This is a genomic window from Micromonospora sp. CPCC 206171 (assembly GCF_036906755.1).
GTDB classification, from domain to species: Bacteria; Actinomycetota; Actinomycetes; order Mycobacteriales; family Micromonosporaceae; genus Micromonospora; species Micromonospora purpureochromogenes.
The window spans coordinates 155,033-171,117 of the sequence record NZ_JBAKHT010000001.1 but is presented as its reverse complement, the minus strand read 5'-3'; the positions used below and the strand labels follow the sequence as shown (position 1 = coordinate 171,117).

18 protein-coding genes are annotated in these 16,085 nt (G+C 74.1%); 11 read left to right on the top strand and 7 right to left on the bottom strand.

The window, feature by feature from the left end:
- Positions 1 to 21: 21 nt before the first annotated feature.
- Entirely contained in the window at positions 22 to 663 is a 642-nt protein-coding gene (locus V6U89_RS00675) for a DUF6642 family protein (RefSeq protein WP_334568606.1), read from the bottom strand.
- A 320-nt stretch (positions 664 to 983) separates the two neighbouring features.
- Here V6U89_RS00675 and V6U89_RS00670 point away from each other — a divergent pair, with 320 nt between their 5' ends.
- Entirely contained in the window at positions 984 to 1,769 is a 786-nt protein-coding gene (locus tag V6U89_RS00670) for a D-Ala-D-Ala carboxypeptidase family metallohydrolase (protein WP_334568605.1), read from the top strand.
- 160 nt (positions 1,770 to 1,929) lie between these two features.
- On the opposite strand, the gene V6U89_RS00665 is transcribed toward V6U89_RS00670, so the two are convergent.
- From V6U89_RS00665 to V6U89_RS00655, 3 genes are all read right to left on the bottom strand, one after another.
- On the bottom strand, positions 1,930 to 2,430 hold the full coding sequence (locus V6U89_RS00665) for a hypothetical protein (RefSeq protein WP_334568604.1): 501 nt from the start codon (positions 2,428 to 2,430) through the stop codon (positions 1,930 to 1,932).
- A 244-nt stretch (positions 2,431 to 2,674) separates the two neighbouring features.
- Positions 2,675 to 3,376 (bottom strand): response regulator, encoded by a 702-nt coding sequence (locus V6U89_RS00660; RefSeq protein WP_442933842.1) that lies wholly within the window; start codon positions 3,374 to 3,376, stop codon positions 2,675 to 2,677.
- Positions 3,364 to 4,608 carry a sensor histidine kinase gene (locus tag V6U89_RS00655; protein WP_334568602.1) on the bottom strand — a complete coding sequence of 415 codons (1,245 nt, stop codon included), beginning with the start codon at positions 4,606 to 4,608 and terminating at the stop codon, positions 3,364 to 3,366. Before V6U89_RS00655 ends, V6U89_RS00660 begins: the two co-directional genes overlap by 13 nt.
- 132 nt (positions 4,609 to 4,740) lie before the next feature.
- Here V6U89_RS00655 and V6U89_RS00650 point away from each other — a divergent pair, with 132 nt between their 5' ends.
- From V6U89_RS00650 to V6U89_RS00630, 5 genes are all read left to right on the top strand, one after another.
- Entirely contained in the window at positions 4,741 to 5,640 is a 900-nt protein-coding gene (locus V6U89_RS00650) for an ABC transporter ATP-binding protein (protein WP_334568601.1), read from the top strand.
- Positions 5,637 to 6,419, top strand: a complete 783-nt coding sequence (locus V6U89_RS00645; RefSeq protein WP_334568600.1) for an ABC transporter permease — start codon at positions 5,637 to 5,639, stop codon at positions 6,417 to 6,419. The genes V6U89_RS00650 and V6U89_RS00645 overlap by 4 nt, the downstream gene beginning before the upstream one ends.
- Entirely contained in the window at positions 6,416 to 7,156 is a 741-nt protein-coding gene (locus tag V6U89_RS00640; RefSeq protein ID WP_334568599.1) for a YqeB family protein, read from the top strand. The genes V6U89_RS00645 and V6U89_RS00640 overlap by 4 nt, the downstream gene beginning before the upstream one ends.
- A gap of 18 nt (positions 7,157 to 7,174) precedes the next feature.
- The gene (locus tag V6U89_RS00635; RefSeq protein ID WP_334568598.1) at positions 7,175 to 7,738 is read left to right on the top strand and encodes an SOUL family heme-binding protein; all 564 of its coding nucleotides are present in this window, start codon (positions 7,175 to 7,177) and stop codon (positions 7,736 to 7,738) included.
- Between the two features lie 72 nt (positions 7,739 to 7,810).
- Positions 7,811 to 9,265: an amino acid permease gene (locus V6U89_RS00630; RefSeq protein ID WP_334568597.1), complete on the top strand. Its 1,455-nt coding sequence runs from the start codon at positions 7,811 to 7,813 to the stop codon at positions 9,263 to 9,265.
- Here V6U89_RS00630 and V6U89_RS00625 read toward each other — a convergent pair.
- A complete protein-coding gene (locus tag V6U89_RS00625; protein WP_334568596.1) occupies positions 9,181 to 10,257 on the bottom strand; it encodes a hypothetical protein in 1,077 nt (358 codons plus the stop codon). The two genes, V6U89_RS00630 and V6U89_RS00625, sit on opposite strands and share 85 nt — an antisense overlap.
- 123 nt (positions 10,258 to 10,380) lie before the next feature.
- Here V6U89_RS00625 and V6U89_RS00620 point away from each other — a divergent pair, with 123 nt between their 5' ends.
- From V6U89_RS00620 to V6U89_RS00610, 3 genes are all read left to right on the top strand, one after another.
- A complete protein-coding gene (locus tag V6U89_RS00620; protein WP_334568595.1) occupies positions 10,381 to 11,109 on the top strand; it encodes a dienelactone hydrolase family protein in 729 nt (242 codons plus the stop codon).
- The gene (locus V6U89_RS00615) at positions 11,106 to 11,645 is read left to right on the top strand and encodes a DUF1697 domain-containing protein (RefSeq protein WP_334568594.1); all 540 of its coding nucleotides are present in this window, start codon (positions 11,106 to 11,108) and stop codon (positions 11,643 to 11,645) included. Before V6U89_RS00620 ends, V6U89_RS00615 begins: the two co-directional genes overlap by 4 nt.
- 133 nt (positions 11,646 to 11,778) lie before the next feature.
- Positions 11,779 to 12,006: a TM2 domain-containing protein gene (locus V6U89_RS00610; RefSeq protein ID WP_088963721.1), complete on the top strand. Its 228-nt coding sequence runs from the start codon at positions 11,779 to 11,781 to the stop codon at positions 12,004 to 12,006.
- A 59-nt stretch (positions 12,007 to 12,065) separates the two neighbouring features.
- On the opposite strand, the gene V6U89_RS00605 is transcribed toward V6U89_RS00610, so the two are convergent.
- Both V6U89_RS00605 and V6U89_RS00600 read right to left on the bottom strand, forming a co-directional pair.
- Entirely contained in the window at positions 12,066 to 13,034 is a 969-nt protein-coding gene (locus tag V6U89_RS00605) for an MBL fold metallo-hydrolase (protein WP_334568593.1), read from the bottom strand.
- A 154-nt stretch (positions 13,035 to 13,188) separates the two neighbouring features.
- Complete coding sequence (locus V6U89_RS00600; RefSeq protein WP_334568591.1) at positions 13,189 to 14,076, bottom strand: serine hydrolase; 888 nt, start codon at positions 14,074 to 14,076, stop codon at positions 13,189 to 13,191.
- A gap of 38 nt (positions 14,077 to 14,114) precedes the next feature.
- On the opposite strand from V6U89_RS00600, the gene V6U89_RS00595 reads away from it, so the two are divergent.
- Both V6U89_RS00595 and V6U89_RS00590 read left to right on the top strand, forming a co-directional pair.
- On the top strand, positions 14,115 to 15,074 hold the full coding sequence (locus V6U89_RS00595; RefSeq protein WP_334568589.1) for a LysR family transcriptional regulator: 960 nt from the start codon (positions 14,115 to 14,117) through the stop codon (positions 15,072 to 15,074).
- Positions 15,075 to 15,227: 153 nt separating this feature from the next.
- Positions 15,228 to 16,079, top strand: coding sequence for an aldo/keto reductase (locus V6U89_RS00590; RefSeq protein WP_334568588.1), 852 nt, complete (start codon positions 15,228 to 15,230; stop codon positions 16,077 to 16,079).
- Positions 16,080 to 16,085 lie beyond the last annotated feature (6 nt).

Below are 16,085 nucleotides of genomic sequence, written 5' to 3'. Positions count from 1 at the left end.
CGGCCCCGGGGCCGGGCCGGGTCAGCGGGCCCGGCCGGCGACGCCGCCGGGAGCCGCCTGGGCGGGGACCCGGGGCCGGGCCGTCGGGCGCCAGGCGCGGCCGTTGGCGTAGATCACCCGGAAACCGAGGTACGCCGCGAGCGGCGCCCAGTGCGCCGAGCCCATCCGCAGCTCGGCGGCGTTGTGCCGCTGGCCGTTGGCGAGCACGTCGAGCAGCACGGTTTCGAAGGCGGCCGATTCGACCCAGTCGACGTCGCGGGTGAAACCGCAGATCAGGGCCGCTCCGGTGACCTCGAGGAAGTCGCGGAGCACGGCATCGGAGGCCCGCAGCACGGAACAGCTGCCGAAATAGAGCCGGCGTCCCTCGCACCGGCCGGCCATCCGCTGCGCCACGTCGGTCAGTTCCACGGAATCCCAGTCGGTGAGGCAGAGCCGGCTGGGCTCGCCGTGCATGGCGAAGAAGCCGACCCGGTAGTCGGCGTACTGCTTGAGCAGCCAGCGGTCGAGGAAGTAGAAGAGCTCGTCCCGGGTGGCGGCGTCCTTGTGGATGAAGCGGATCCGGCCGAGCCGTTCCAGCAGCTCCAGGGTGGGCAGCACGGACCCGCGCTCGTTGAGGTCCCGGTGCCACTGCCCCTCGACGCAGAAGACGCCACCGCGTGCCACGTCCACCTCCCCCGTCACACCGCCGCGCCTGACGTTACCGGGCCCCGGGCAGCGACATCACCCGGAGTGTGGCGGGCGGCTCCCTCCTGTCACCTTCATCACCTGCTGCCGGGTCCATTCCCGTCCCGCGCCGCCTGGGCCCGATGGGTGTTTCGCAATTCGCCGCAATTCACAGGCAATGCCCAGGGATGGCCGATCGTGAGGACAATTCTCATTAATCGCCACCAACCGGCACCCGAACTGTCAGGGTGAAAGGCGCGGGACGTTCCGGTCGATGTCCTGACGAGTCACCCTAATCGCTCTCCTATCGGAGGACTTCTGTGCGCGTGAACACCTTGAAGCGAGCTGCCGTCGCGTTCGCCCTGGCGCTGCCGGGCGCCGCGATCGCCTCGGTGGTCGCGGCTCCAGCGGCCCACGCCGACGGCTGTTACACCTGGCAACGCACCCTCTCCGCCGGGAACTCCGGCAACGACGTGCGGCAGTTGCAGATCCGGGTCGCCGGTTGGGCCGGCGCCGGCGGGATCGTTCGCATCGACGGCCGCTACGGACCGGAGACCGCCGCCGCGGTCAAGCGGTTCCAGACGGCGTACGGGCTGCGCAGCGACGGCATCGCCGGGCCGCAGACCTTCAACAAGCTCTACCAGTTGCAGGACAACGACTGCACCCCGGCGCACTTCAGCTACGCCGAGCTGGACGACGGCTGCGGCCGCGGCGGGTGGAGCGGGGGCCCGCTGTCGGCGGACCAGACCCGGGCCAACGCGGTGCGGACCATGTGGAAGCTGGAGGCGCTGCGCCGAGGGCTGGGCGACCAGCCGATCAACGTCAACAGCGGCTTCCGCAGCACCGCCTGCAACAACCAGGTCGGCGGTGCCTCGGACAGCCAGCATCTCTACGGCAACGCCGCCGACCTGACCTCGCGGACCAGGTCGCTGTGCGAGCTCGCCCGGGCCTCGCGCAACCACGGGTTCAGCGGGATCTTCGGTCCCGGTTATCCCGGCCACAGCACCCACGTGCACGTGGACTCGCGGCGGGAGAACAACAGCGACCGGACGGCGAACGGGACCACCTGGTCCGCCCCGAACTGCGGGGTGGGCAGCGGCGACTGAGCCGAACGAGCCACCCGACGAGGCGGTGTCCCCTGCGTGGGACGCCGCCGCGTCGCGTGCGCAACGGTCGGCGAGGACGTGGCCGGCCGGCCCGGGATAGGGGATCTTCGGGCCGGCCGGCGAGGTGGCGCCCGGGCGATGCGGGCGGTCGTACCTCCGCTCAGCTCGCCCGGGGCCAGCGCGGCGCGGTGGCGGGGGGTGCCACCGGCCGGGCGGGCGCGCCGGACCGGGCGGCGGGCCGGACCCCCGGTGCGGCGACCCGGCCGGGCTGGCCGCGCGTCGGATGGCCGTGGGCCGGCCGGTCGGTCGGGGCACGGCCCGGGTGGACCGGGGCCGGCCGGTCGGACCGGGCGGCGGCGGAACTGGTGAAGGGGAACGGGAACGGCACGTGCACGAACGGGTTCCCGTGCCGGATCAGGGCGTCGATCTGGCGCTCGTTGAGCCCGTGCGTCTCCAGCACGCGGCGGCCCCAGCGGTGCAGGCGGCACGGGTACGACGCGCCGTCGTTGCGGCACAGCGGCCCGTTGGGCCACTCCTCGGCGGCGTGCACCACCACCGCCCGGACCGCGAGCCGGACGTCCTCGGGTGTCAGCGGCGCGGGCACCGGCACCTCGCCCAGGATCTGATCGATGGGATCCGTCGACTGCTCACCAACTCGCACGGTAGGCCTCCCGCAGCTCGGCAGCGATTGCGGCTGATCGCCGCAGCGCATCCTCGGCCAGTGGTACGGCCCGAACCGGACGAAAGTTCAATCGCGCCACGCGGTGAGGAGGTCCCCCGCCGGCCACGGGCATCCGGGCCCGGTGCGCGAGCAGCCGCCCCAGGTCATTGGCATCGATCCACCGATACTCTCACCGGTGATACAACCAAAAATGAGTGCCTTCCTGAGGGCGAGCTGAGGGTCGTCAGACCAGGCCCGCGTCGTGCACCAGCAGCGCCACCTGCACCCGGTTGTTCAGCTCCAGCTTCGTCAGCAGCCGCGACACGTACGCCTTGACCGTGGCCACGCTCATGTACAGCTCGGCGGAGATCTCCGCGTTCGTCCGGCCCCGGCCCAGCGCGACGGCCACCTCCCGTTCCCGCCCGGTCAGCCCGTCGAGCAGCCGCAGCGCCCGCTCCCGGCGGGGATCCGGGCCGGCCGGCCCGCCGCCGGTCACGTGGGTGATCAACGTGCGGGTGACCGTCGGCGAGAGCGTCGCCTCCCCGGCCGCCACCCGGCGCACCGCCTGGACGATCTCGGCCGGCGGGGTGTCCTTGAGCAGGAAGCCGCCCGCCCCGGCGCGCAGCGCCCGCAGCACCTGGTCGTCGGCGTCGAAGGTGGTCAGCACCAGCACCTCCGGCGGCCGGGGCAGCGCCCGCAGCGCCTCGGTCGCCGCCAGCCCGTCCACCCGGGGCATCCGGATGTCCATCAGCACCACGTCGGGCGCGTACGCCTCGACCGCGGCCGGCACCTCGGCGCCGTCGGCGGCCTCGCCGACCACCCGGACGTCGGGCACCCCGCCGAGGATCATCGACAGCCCGGCGCGGACCAGCGCGTCGTCGTCGACGATCAGCACCCGGACCGGTGCGCCCTCGCCCGTCACGCCCTCCCCGGTCACGCCGGCCACGGCAGCCAGGCGGCGAGCCGGAAGTCGCCCGCCGGGTCCCGCCCGTGTTCCAGCCGGCCGCCGGCCAGGGTGACCCGCTCGGCGATGCCCACCAGCCCGGTGCCGGCCCCCGGGATGGCCGGCTCGGGTGACTCCCCCACCGGCCACGGATTGCGGATCTCCACGGTGAGCCCGTCGCCCGGCCGGCCGGCCAACCGGACCCGGACCACCGCGCCGGGGGCGTGCTTGCGGGCGTTGGTCAGCCCCTCCTGCACGATCCGGTACGCGCTGCGCCCGACCGCGGCGGGCACCGTGGCCCGCCCGACGACCAGGTCCTCGGTGCTCACCCGTACGCCCGCCACCCGGCACTCGGCGATCAGCGCCGGTACGTCGGCGAGGGTCGGCTGGGGGCGTTCCGGCGTCTCCGCCGCCTCGCCGCCGACCTCCGCGCGCAGCACCCCGATCACCTCGCGCAGGTCCTGCAGGGCGGCGTGGGCGCTGGTGCGGATCACCCCGGCCGCCCGGGCGACCTCCTCCGGGGGCGCGTCCGGCCGGAACTCCAGCGCCCCGGCGTGCAGGCTGAGCAGGGAGATCCGGTGGGCCAGCACGTCGTGCATCTCACGGGCGATCCGGGTGCGTTCCAGCTGGCGTGCCTGGGCGACCCGCAGCTGCTGCTCGGCCTCGGCCCGGTGCGCCCGCTCCCGCAACGAGGTCACCAGCTGGCGGCGGGCCCGGACGAACATCCCCCAGGCCAGCACCCCGCCGAGGAACGACGCCGTCCAGATCGTCGCCGCCCAGAACGGCAGGGCCGGATCCGGCCGCAGGCTGTTGTAGAGAGGCGTCACCAGCAGGTGCGCGCCGACCAGCGCGGCCGCCACCGGGAACGGCCGGTGCACCGCCACGGTGAACAGGATGATCAGCAGCGCCACCGCCGCGGTGACCGAGAACACCGCCAGCGGCAGGCTGGCCACAGCCAGCGCGACCGGCCAGCGCCGGCGCAGCCAGAGGGCCGCCGTGGTGAGCACGCCGACCACCAGGTCGACCTCGTTGAGCCAGGACGGCCCGGCGTTGAGCGCGAACTCCGGCTCCGGCCCGACCGAGTCCCCGAAGGCCAGCAGCACCCAGCACAGCGCGAGCAGGAAGGCGAACCCGTCGACCAGCCAGTCCCGCGTGGTGCGGCGGGCCACCGGGGTCGCGCGGGTCAGGGCCCCCGGCAACAGCCAGGGAAGTTCGGGTACGACGGCACTGCTCACCCGCCAATGGTAGGTAGCCTTCCGGCGCCGGCGACAGCTACCAAAGTCGACGACCGCCCTGGCCACAGGTGTACCCGGCTCTCGACCGCCGGCCGCAGCGCGACACCGGGTGGCCCCGACAGGCTCGACGGCATGATCACGGTCGAAAACCTCACCAAGCGGTACGGCCCGCACGCCGTCGTGGACGACGTGTCGTTCCGCTGCGAGCCGGGCACGGTCACCGGCTTCCTCGGCCCGAACGGCGCCGGCAAGTCCACCACCATGCGGATGATCTGCGGGCTGACCCCGCCGACGTCGGGCGGGGCCACCGTCGCCGGACGCCCCTACCGGCAGCTGCCCAACCCGGGGCGGGAGATCGGCGTCCTGCTCGACGCCTCGGCCCAGCACGCGGGGCGCACCGGTCGGGGGGCGCTCACCCTGGCCGCCCGGACCCTGGGCGCCGACCGGCGGCAGGTCGCCGCCAAGCTCGACCTGGTCGGGCTGAACGCGGCGGCGGCGAAGCGGCGGGTCGGGGCGTACTCGCTGGGGATGCGGCAGCGGCTCGGCCTGGCGCTGGCGCTGCTGGGTGACCCCCGGGTGCTGATCCTCGACGAGCCGGCCAACGGCCTCGACCCGGAGGGGATCTTCTGGATGCGCGGCCTGCTGCGCGACTTCGCCGACCGGGGCGGCACGGTGCTGCTCTCCTCGCACCTGCTGCGCGAGGTGGAGGCCGTCGCCGACCGCCTGGTGGTGATCGGCGCCGGCCGGGTGGTCGCGCAGGGCGGCAAGGACGAACTGCTCGCCGGCACCGGCACCCTGGTCCGCGCCCGGGACCCGCGCGCGCTGCGGCTGACCCTGGACCGGGCCGGCCTGCCCGCCGACGCCGACCCCGACGGCGGGCTCCTGGTGCGGGCCGAGGCCGAGGCGGTCGGGCAGGCCGCCGCGGACGCCGGTCTCGTCCTGACCGAGCTGCGGCCCGCCGGCAGCGGCGGCCTCGAACAGCTCTTCCTCACCCTCACCGCCGGCACGTCGACGAAGGAAGCCGTGAAATGACCGCCACCACCGCCACACCCCCCGTCACCGTCCGTCCCGCGCCGCCCGGACCGTCGCTGGTCCGGCTGACCGAGGTGGAGCTGCGCAAGCTCGCCGACACCCGGGCCGGCCGCTGGCTGCTGGCCACCATCGGGCTGATCGCCGCCGCCATCGCCACCGTGCAGCTCTTCGTCCTCGACGAGGCCGCGCAGACGTTCACCGCGTTCTTCACCGCGTCGCTGCTGCCGGTCGGGCTGCTGCTGCCGGTGCTGGGCATCCTGTCGATCACCGCCGAGTGGTCGCAGCGCACCGCGCTGACCACCTTCGCGCTGGTGCCGCGCCGGGAACGGGTGGTGGTCGCGAAGCTCGCCGCGGTGGTGCTGGCCGCGCTGGCCTCGGTGGCGGTCAGCCTGGCGGTGGCGGCCGTCGGCACGCTGGCCGCCCGGGCCACCGGCGGGGCGGGCAGCTGGACCTTCGACTGGTCCCAGCTGGGGCACGCGGCCGTGCTCCAGGTCACCAGCGCGCTGATGGGCGCCGCCTTCGGCCTGCTGCTGCTGAACACCCCGCTGGCGATCGTGACCTACCTGCTGCTGCCCACCGTCTGGAGCCTCCTCGCCATGATGGTCGCGGCGCTGCGCGGACCGGCCCGCTGGCTGGACACCTCGGTGACCATGGAGCCGCTGTTCGGGCCCGAGGTGACCGCCGGGCAGTGGGGGCGGCTCGCGGTGTCCCTGCTGGTCTGGATGGTGGCACCGCTCGCCGCCGGCCTGGTCCACACGCTGCGGCGCGAGGTGGCGTGAGCGTGCGCGCCGAGGAGCAGGCCACCGTGGTCGACGGCGGCGTCGGGGAGCTGGTGCTGATGTGGGGCGGGTTCCCGCTGCTCGGCGCGGGGCTGGGCGCGGCGCTGACCGTGGTGTCCGGCTGGCTCGCCGACCTGCCGTGGGTGCCGTTCCAGGGGTGGTTCGAGCTGCTGGCCGGGCTGCCCGAGCGGCAGGCGCTGGCCGGCGGGACGGCGCTGCCGGCGCTGGCCGGCCTGCTCGTCGCGTACGTCGGGACGCGGGAACGGCTCACCGTGACGGTCGACCCGGCGGCGGTGCGGCTGCACCGCGACGGCCACGGCCGGGACCTCGCCCGCGCCTCGGTCGCCTGCGTCTTCGTCGACGGCAAGGCGCTGGTGCTGCTCGACTCCGACGGCGCCGAACTGGCCCGGGAGAAGTCGGACCTGAGCGGGGATCGGCTGCGCGCCGCGTTCACCGCGCAGGGCTGGCCGTGGCAGGAGGCCGACCCGCACCGGGACGCGTACCGGCGGTGGGTGGAGGGGCTGCCGGGGCTGCCGGCCGGCGCGGACGCGCTGCTGCGGGCCCGGCAGCGCGCCGTCGACGCCCGGCGCGGCGACGACGCGCGGGACCTGCGCCGGGAACTGGCCCGGCTCGGCGTGGTGGTACGCGACGAGGACCGGCGGCAGTACTGGCGGCTGGTCCGGCTTCCGCTTCACCGGGAGGTGACGGACGGTAGCGTGGCTGTCGAGGAGCCCTGACGGCCGGGAGCGTGGCCCATGACCGAGCAGCAGCCGTACCGGGTGGTGGCCAGGCACCCCGGTTTCGAGCTGCGCCGGTACCCTGCCCACCTGGTCGCCGAGCTGCGCGTCGACGGGTCGTTCCTGGAGGCGGGCAACGCGGGGTTCCGGCCGCTGGCCGCGTACATCTCCGGGGCGAACCGGTCTCGGCGGAAGGTCGGCATGACCGCCCCGGTGGTGCAGGAGTCCGCCGGCTCGGAGCAGATCGCGCGGACGGCGCCGATGGTGCAGGAGGAGGGTGAGCGACCCGGCTGCTGGGTGGTGCGCTTCGTGCTGCCGGGCGCGCTCACCGCCGCCACCGCGCCCGAACCGGAGGATCCCCGGATCACCATCCGGGAGGTCCCGGCACAGCTCGCCGCCGCCATGCGGTTCTCCGGCCGGTGGAGCGAGAAGGCGTTCGAACAGCGGGCCACCGCGCTGGGCCGGGCGGTCACCGCGGCGGGGCTCAGCCCCACCGGCGCGATCCGGTACGCCCGCTTCGACCCGCCGTGGAAGCCCTGGTTCCTGCGTCGCAACGAGGTCGTGCTCCCGGTCGTCGAGTGACCGGGGCCGGGTCGCGTCGTTGGGGCGTACGTCCCCCGGCGGGACTCGACACTGAGGGTGAAGGGGACGACGATGACCTCCGCAGGCAACGGCACCGGCATCTTCCGCCGCAAGCCGGTCGAGGAGATCGCCGACACGACGGAGCAGCTGTCCCGCTCGCTGGGGCTGTGGCAGCTCACCGCGATCGGCATCGGCGGCATCATCGGCGCCGGCATCTTCGCCCTGGCCGGCGCGGTCGCCAGCGAGACCGCCGGCCCGGCCGTGCTGGTGTCGTTCCTGGTCGCCGGCCTGGCCAGCGCGGCGGCCGCGCTGTCGTACGCGGAGTTCGCCGGCATGATCCCGAAGGCCGGCTCGGCCTACACCTACGGCTACGTGGTGCTCGGCGAGGCGGTGGGCTGGTTCATCGGCTGGGACCTGCTGCTGGAGTACACGGCGATCGTGGCGGTGGTCGCGATCGGCATCTCCGGCTACTTCGGCTTCCTCCTCGGCGAGCTGGGCCTCGACCTGCCGGTCTGGATGCTCGGCGCGCCGGGCACCGGCGACGGGCACGTGGTCGACCTGTTCGCCGTGGTGCTCTGCCTGCTCATCGCGTACCTGCTCACCCTGGGCATCAAGACGGCGGCCCGCTTCGAGACGTTCGTGGTGGGGCTGAAGGTCGCCGTGGTGCTGCTGGTCATCGTGGTCGGCTTCTTCCACGTGAAGACGGCGAACTACTCGCCGTTCTTCCCGTTCGGCCTCAGCGGGGCGTTCACCGGCGCGGCCACCGTCTTCTTCGCCGTCTTCGGGTACGACGCGATGAGCACCGCCGCCGAGGAGTCCCGGGACGCCCGCCGGCACATGCCCAAGGCGATCATCTACTCGCTGCTCATCTCGATGGTGCTGTACGTGCTGGCCACGCTGGTGCTCACCGGCATGCAGAACTACCGGGAGATCGACCCGGAGAGCGGCTTCTCCTCGGCGTTCGCCTCGGTGGGCCTCTCCGGCCTGGCCAGCGTGATCGCCGTCGGCGCGATCATCGGCATCCTCACCGTGATGTTCACCTTCATGCTCGGGGTGACCCGGGTGTGGTTCTCGATGAGCCGGGACGGACTGCTGCCGGCCTGGTTCGCCAAGGTGCACCCGGTGCGTCGGGTGCCGACCCGGGTCACCTGGATCGTCGGGGTGGGCTCCGCGCTGATCGCCGGCTTGCTGCCGATCCGGGAGGCGGCGGAGCTGACCAACATCGGCATCCTGCTGGCCTTCGTGGTGGTCTGCATCGCGGTGATCGTGCTGCGCTACCGCCGCCCGGAGGCGCCGCGCACGTTCCGGCTGCCGGGCATGCCGGTGGTGCCGGCGATCGGCGCGCTCTTCTCGGTCTGGCTGATCACCTTCCTGGCCCCGGTGACCTGGCTGCGGTTCGCGGTCTGGTTCGTGATCGGCGCGGTGGTCTACGCCCTGTACGGCTACCGCCGCTCGGCGCTGGCCCGGCGCGGCCCGTCCGGTCCCGGCGGCCCCTCCGGCCCGGGCGGTGCCTCCGGCCGGGGCTGACCCCCGGCCGGGTGCCCGAGGGCGTTGGGCCAGGCCAGCAGCAGCCCCAGCACCAGGCCGGTGAGCAGGCCGGCCAGCGAGAAGAGCACGTCGGTGTCCATAGCATCGACGGCGATGTTGCCCGCCCCGTCGGTGAGCACGGCGCCCACCGGCAGGGCGGCCTGGGCCAGCAGCGCCAGCCAGCCCACGGTCGGCAGGCCGAGGAGCATCGCGACGGCGGCCATGGCGTGCCGCCGCCACAGCGGGCGGCCGCCCGGGCGGTCCCAGGACACCAGTGTCGTACCGGTCAGCAGGACCACCCCGAGGGCGAGGACCGGCCACCACCGGTGACCGGGTGGGAGCAGCCGGCCGACGGCCAGGCCGGCCGCGCCGGCCAACGCGAGGCCGAACGCCCACCACCGGCGCTCCCGGCCGGGCGCGGAGGCGGCGGCCAGTGCGCAGCCCACCGACGCGGCGAGCGACAGCCCCGCGGCGGCGAGGCAGGCCGACGTGAGCTCGGGCTCCCGGTCGGTGGGCGACCGCAGCGCGCCGGCCACCACGACGAGCGTCGCGGCGACGGACGCCGCCATGCCCAGGGCACGACGGCGCTGCCAGTGGACCGGCCGGCCGGATCGCCCGTGCCGGCGGACCAGGAAGGCGGCGAGCAGGCCGACCGCCGCCCAACCGCCGGCCACCAGCAGTACGGTCGCCGGAACGCCGGTGACGTCGGCCCGGTCGAGCAGCACGTCCGCCACCACCGCCCCGGCGCCGAGCACCAGCGCGGGGTGGGTCCACCGGCGGTCGCCCCCGCCGGCCAGCACCAGCCCGAGGACGACCAGCAGAATGGCGAGGAAGCGGACGTCCCGCGCCCAGTAGGTGTTGATGCCCGCCAACCGTTCCGGCCACGGCCCGACCGGCTCGGTCAGCGGTTGCAGGACGGTCATGCCGACCGCCCAGAGCACCACGGCGGAGGCCGCGAGGAGCAGGCCGGCGACCGGGCGTAGGGCGCGCATCCTGGCACGGTAGTCCCCCGCCGCCGTGATCACCGTCCCCGCCGGGCTGGGTGCGCGCCTTCCCGTGAACAAGGACTCTGCCTAGGCTGGGCGGTACCGGACGTCGACAGGTGAGGAGGCTCCGTGGCCGACGTGGAGATCCCGATCGCTCAGGGGACGCTGCCCGCGTACCTGAGCGAACCGCAGGGTGACCGGCCGCGGCCCGGCGTGGTCGTCGTCCACGACGCCTTCGGCCTGACGCCGGACGTCCGCCGTCAGGCGGACTGGCTGGCGGGCGCGGGCTTCCTGGCCGTGGCCCCCGACCTCTACTCGTGGGACAAGCGGGGCCGCTGCGTGCGCGCGACCATCCGCGCGCTGCTCAGCGGCACCGGCCGCGCGTTCGACGAGCTGGACGCGACCCGCGCGTGGCTCGCCGCGCGGCCGGACTGCACCGGCCGGATCGGGGTCATCGGTTTCTGCATGGGCGGCGGCTTCGCCCTGCAACTCGCGCCCGGGCACGGGTTCGCCGCCGCCAGCATCAACTACGGGCAGGTACCGAAGGACGCCGAACGGCTGCTGGCCGAGGCGTGCCCGGTGATCGGCAGCTTCGGTGGAAAGGACGTCAGCCTCCGGTCGGCCCCGGCCAGACTGGAGTCGGCGCTGACCACCAATGAGGTCCCGCACGAGGTCACCGTCTACCCGCAGGCGCGGCACGGCTTCCTCAACCACCACCGGCCGGGCGAGCTGCCCCGGCTGCAGCAGGTGGTGGCCCGGGTCGGCGGCGGGCCGCACGAGCCGTCGGCGACCCAGGCCCGGCGCCGCATCGTCGCCTTCTTCGACCGGCACCTGAGCACCGTCGGGGAGCCGGCATGAACCGGTACGCGGGGCTGCTGCGCGGCGTCAACGTCGGCACCACCCGGCTGGCCATGGCCGACCTGCGCCGCTTGGTCGCCGACCTGGGGCACGCCGACGTGAAGACCTACCTCCAGTCGGGCAACGTGGTGTTCGGCAGCACCTCCACCGACGCCGCCCGGCTGGCGAAGGGCATCGAGCGGGCGCTCGCCGGCGAGCTGGGGTTGACCGTGCCGGTGCTGGTCCGCAGCGGCGCGGAGCTGGCGGCGGTGGTCGACGGCAGCCCGTACGCCGGCCGGCAGGACGACCCGACCCGGTTGCTGGTCGCCTTCCTCGCCACCGCCCCGACGAAGGCGAAGGCCGCGGCGCTGGCCGTACCCGGCCACGAGAACGTCGAGTTCACCGTGGCCGGTCGGGAGGTCCACCTGCACTTCCCCGACGGCGGGTACGGCCGGTCGAAGTTCACCAACGCCTACCTGGAGAAGCAGCTCGGGGTGGTGGCCACGACCCGCAACTGGAAGTCGGTGCGGGCCCTGCGGGACCTGACCACGTCCTGACCGGAGCGGCCGGGGCCGCCAGATCGGTCCGGACCTGCTCGGCCGTCCGGCTGATCGGCGGATTTACGATCTTGCCTCAGGTCCGTGCCCCTCGATACGCTCCCGCGGCTATCTCACCTGAGAAAGGACCGCAGTGACCGCTCCCGTTACCGTCGGCACCCAGAAGTCCTGGGTCGTCGCGCTCCTGCTCTGCTTCTTCGTCGGTTTCCTCGGCGTGCACCGCTTCTACGTCGGCAAGGTCGGCACCGGCGTCCTCCAGCTGGTCACCTTCGGTGGCCTCGGGATCTGGACCCTGATCGACTTCATCATGATCCTGGTCGGCTCCTTCAAGGACAAGCAGGGCCAGCCGCTCGCCAAGTAATTCGGGCGTACGCCGGCGGGGCCGGGATCCTCGCGATCCCGGCCCCGCCGCGTCCCCGCTCAGAAGTGGTACGCCGTCCCGTACTCCGGCACCAGCACCCGGGTGCGGGGCGAGGCCCGGCGGACGGTGGCGACCAGGTCGTCGAGGCGCCGCCGGTCGGCGGGGCCGACGACCGGCGGGTTGACCAGCGGGGTCTCGAAGTTGTCCCAGTGCACCGGGACCACGACCCTCGGGTGGTCCAGGGCGGCCATCAGCCGGGGCACGTAGTCGGCGGTCGCGGTGGTGGACTGCAACGCCACCATCGCCACGTCCGGGGCCAGCCCGGTGAGGTTGCGCTCGGCGAAGTCGCTGGCACCCATGAAGAACACCGCCGGGCCGCCGTCGACGCGCACCTGGTACGCCAGCGTGTCCCCCTCCGGCAGGTCGGCGATGGTGGCGGGGCGGGTGGGCTGGCTGACCCGTACGCCGGGGAAGGCCATCGACCAGCCGGCGTTGCGGCTGTGCAGGGAGCTGACCACCTCGACGGTGTGGTCGCCGAAGTCGAGCACCTCCCCGCCCTTGACCGGGCTGAGCTGGCTCGCCGGCAGCCCGTACGCCAGCCCGAGGTGGTACGCGGTCAGCGTGCCGAAGACCCGGGCGCCGGTCTTCTTCGCGATGTGCGGCACGTCGTTGTAGTGGTCCCAGTGGGTGTGGGTGACCAGCACGGTGGTGGCCCGGTCCACAAGGGAGTCGACGACGGCGGTGTCGACGGCCAGCGGGGTGGCCGGGTCGAAGGCGCCGCGGAACAGCCCGGTGTCGTAGCGGCTCAGGTACGGGTCGACCAGGACGGTGCGGTCGCCGATGTCGATCCGCCAGCCGGAGGTGCCCCACCAGCGGAAGCTCACCGCACCCTGGCGGGCGCGGGCTGCGGCGGCGGTCGGCGCGGCCTGCGCCGGCGTCCCGGTGGCGAGTCCGCCGGCGGTCACCACGGCGGCCCCGGCGGCGGTGGTGCGCAGGAAGCGGCGGCGGTCGAGCGGGCGTGCGGACATGGTGGATCCTCCCCGTCTGCGGCGTGCGCGGTCGGTTCCCACCCCACCACCACGCCCGCCGCCACGTCCAAGATCGACGGCCGGTGTCGGCGATATCCGGAGCGATATGAGCCCAGCTCACCGCCGTCGAGGTGCCGGCTCGGTGCGCGAAAAGTCAGGCCGCCCGCACCGCCTCCACCGCCGTCCGGGCGGCCTCCCCCATGGCCAGGTCGACGTCGATCCGGCGGGTGGCGAGGCGGTCGGTGCGGGCGAAGACGGCCATCGCGTACCGGCTGCCGTCCGGGTACTCGGCCAACCCGGCCTCCAGGTGCAACCCGGGCAGGGTGCCGGTCTTCGCGGCGACGCGTACCCCCGCCGGGAAGCCGGAGGCCAGCCGGGTCCAGAAGAGCTGCCGCGACATCAGCTCCCGGACGGTGGCGCAGGCCGCGGGGGGTCCCGCCTCGTCCCGCCAGATCAGGCCGAGCAGCCGGGTGATCTCCCGGGCGGTGCTCGACGTGGTGTGCGCGGGGTCGAAGACCCGCATCGCCCGGACCCGCTCCTCGGGCAGGGTCGGGAAGATCCGGGCGAAGTCCGCCTCGGTGCGGGCGCCCACGTCGGCGAGCATCAGCTCCACCAGCTGTCTCGGTCCACCGAGGATCCGGGTCCGCGGCAGGTCCAGCTCGGCGGCGAGCATCGGCAGCACGTCCGCGCCGACCCGGCGCAGCAGCAGGTCGGCGGCGGTGTTGTCGCTGACCGACATGGCGAAGTACGCCAGGTCGCGCAGGGACACCTCGACGTCGTCGGCGCAGCCGGCCACCCCCCACCCGCCGAGCCGGTCGCCGGCCCGGACCAGCACCCGCTCGCTCGCGTCGAGCTGCCCGGCGGCGACCTGCCGGGCGAACTCCAGCACCAGCAGGATCTTGAACACGGAGGCGATCGGGGTCTGCTCGTCCGCCCGCACGGCGACCTCCCGCCCGGCCGGACCGGCCACCGGTACGACGTGCAGGCTGCCGGTGATGCCGGCCCGGGCGAAGATCTCCTCGACGCGCTGCTCCGCTGCCACCCCGGCACGGTAACCGGTGGCTGCCGTAGGGTCCGGGCGTGGACCTGCTCCGCCACCTGCGGCACTTCGTGGTGGTCGCCCGCGAGCTGCACTTCGGCCGGGCGGCCCAGGCGCTGGGCATGGCGCAGCCGCCGCTGAGCCAGTCGATCCAGCGCCTGGAACGCGAGCTGGCGGTGGAACTGTTCGACCGGTCCCGGCGGCAGGTGCGGCTGACCACCGCCGGGCGGTTGCTGCTCGGCGAGGCCGAGGAGCTGCTGGCCGGCGAGCTTCGGGTACGCCACCTGATGCGTCAGGTCCGCGACGGGGCGCTGGGCGTGTTCCGGGCCGGGGTGCCGCCGGAGACGCCGGCGGTGACCCTGCGCGCCCTGCTGGACCGGCTGGCCGCCGCCGCGCCGGGGCTCGACGTCGACCTGCACGAGCTGACCAGCGCCGAGCAGGTGCGGATGCTCGCCGAGCGGCGGCTGGACGCCGGGCTGCTGCAGTATCCGGAGGAGCCGGCGGGGTTGCGCTTCGGCCCGCCGGTGACCGCACCGGTGGGCGTGCTGCTGCCCCGGGCCTCGCCGCTGGCCCGCCCCCGCGAGGTGGCGCTGGCCGACCTGGCCGGGCTGGACCTGGTCGCCGCGCCCCGGTCCACCGCTCCCGGCTGGTACGACCACGTCCTGGACGTCTGCCGCCGGCACGGCTTCACGCCGGGCCGGGTGCGGCCGGCCCGTAATCCGGAGTTCGTCTTCGGTCTGCTGCTGGCCGGCGGCGCGGTGGCGCTGGAGCCGGAGTCGCTGGCCCGCCGGGAGCCCCGGATCGCCTGGCGTCCGCTGGCCGGGCGACCGCTGGTGAAGCGGACCGCGGCGGCCTGGCCGGACCGCGCGCCGCACCCCGCGGCACCGATGTTCGGCCAGTTCGCGGCCGAGGTGCTGGCCACGGTCGAGCCCGCACCGCCGGCCGCGGTGACGCCGTCGGCCCGGCCCTGGCCGGTGCTGTTCGACGCCACGTCCGACTGAACAGTGGTGGGGTTGTCGCAGAACAACCGGACGGGCGGCGTGAGGGAGCGGCCCGACCGGGTAGGACAGCCGGGTGGCACCACTGCGGCGGACGCCCGTGGAAGCGATTCCGGCGCCCGACCGGGTGCCCCTGACGATGGGAGAGAGAGCCGGATGGCGAACACGATTCCCGACATCCCCCTCAACGACGGCAACACGATCCCGCAGCTCGGCTTCGGGGTCTTCCAGATCGAGCCGAAGGACACCGTCGAGGCCGTCAGCCGGGCGCTGGAGATCGGCTACCGGCACATCGACACCGCCGAGATGTACGGCAACGAGGCCGAGGTCGGCGAGGCGGTCCGCACCTCCGGCCTGGACCGTGCCGAGGTCTTCGTGACCAGCAAGCTCAACAACGCGTTCCACCGGCCGGAGGACGCCCGCCGGGCGTTCGAGTCGACGCTGTCCGCGCTGAAGATGGACCACATCGATCTGTTCCTGATCCACTGGCCGCTGCCCACCCTCTACGACGGCGACTTCGTCTCCACCTGGAAGGTGCTGGAGGAGTTCCAGCGCGACGGCCGGGCCACCTCGATCGGCGTGTCGAACTTCCAGGTGCCGCACCTGGAGCGGCTCGCCGCCGAGGCGGACGTGGTGCCCGCGGTCAACCAGATCGAGGTACACCCGTACTTCGGCAACGAAGAGGTGCGCGCGTACGACCGGCGGCACAACATCATCACCCAGGCGTGGTCGCCGATCGCCCAGGGCAAGGTGCTCGACGACCCGACCGTGGTCGACGTCGCCGACGAGGTCGGCCGTACCCCCGCCCAGGTGGTGCTGCGCTGGCACGTACAGCGCGGCGACATCGTCTTCCCCAAGTCGACCACCCCGAGCCGGATCGCGGAGAACTTCCAGATCTTCGACTTCGCGCTCGACGACGCGGCGATGGAGCGGATCAGCGGGCTGGACCGGGGCGAGGCCGGCCGGCAGGGCCCCAACCCGGACGAGTTCGACTACCTGCCGAGCTGACGGGTG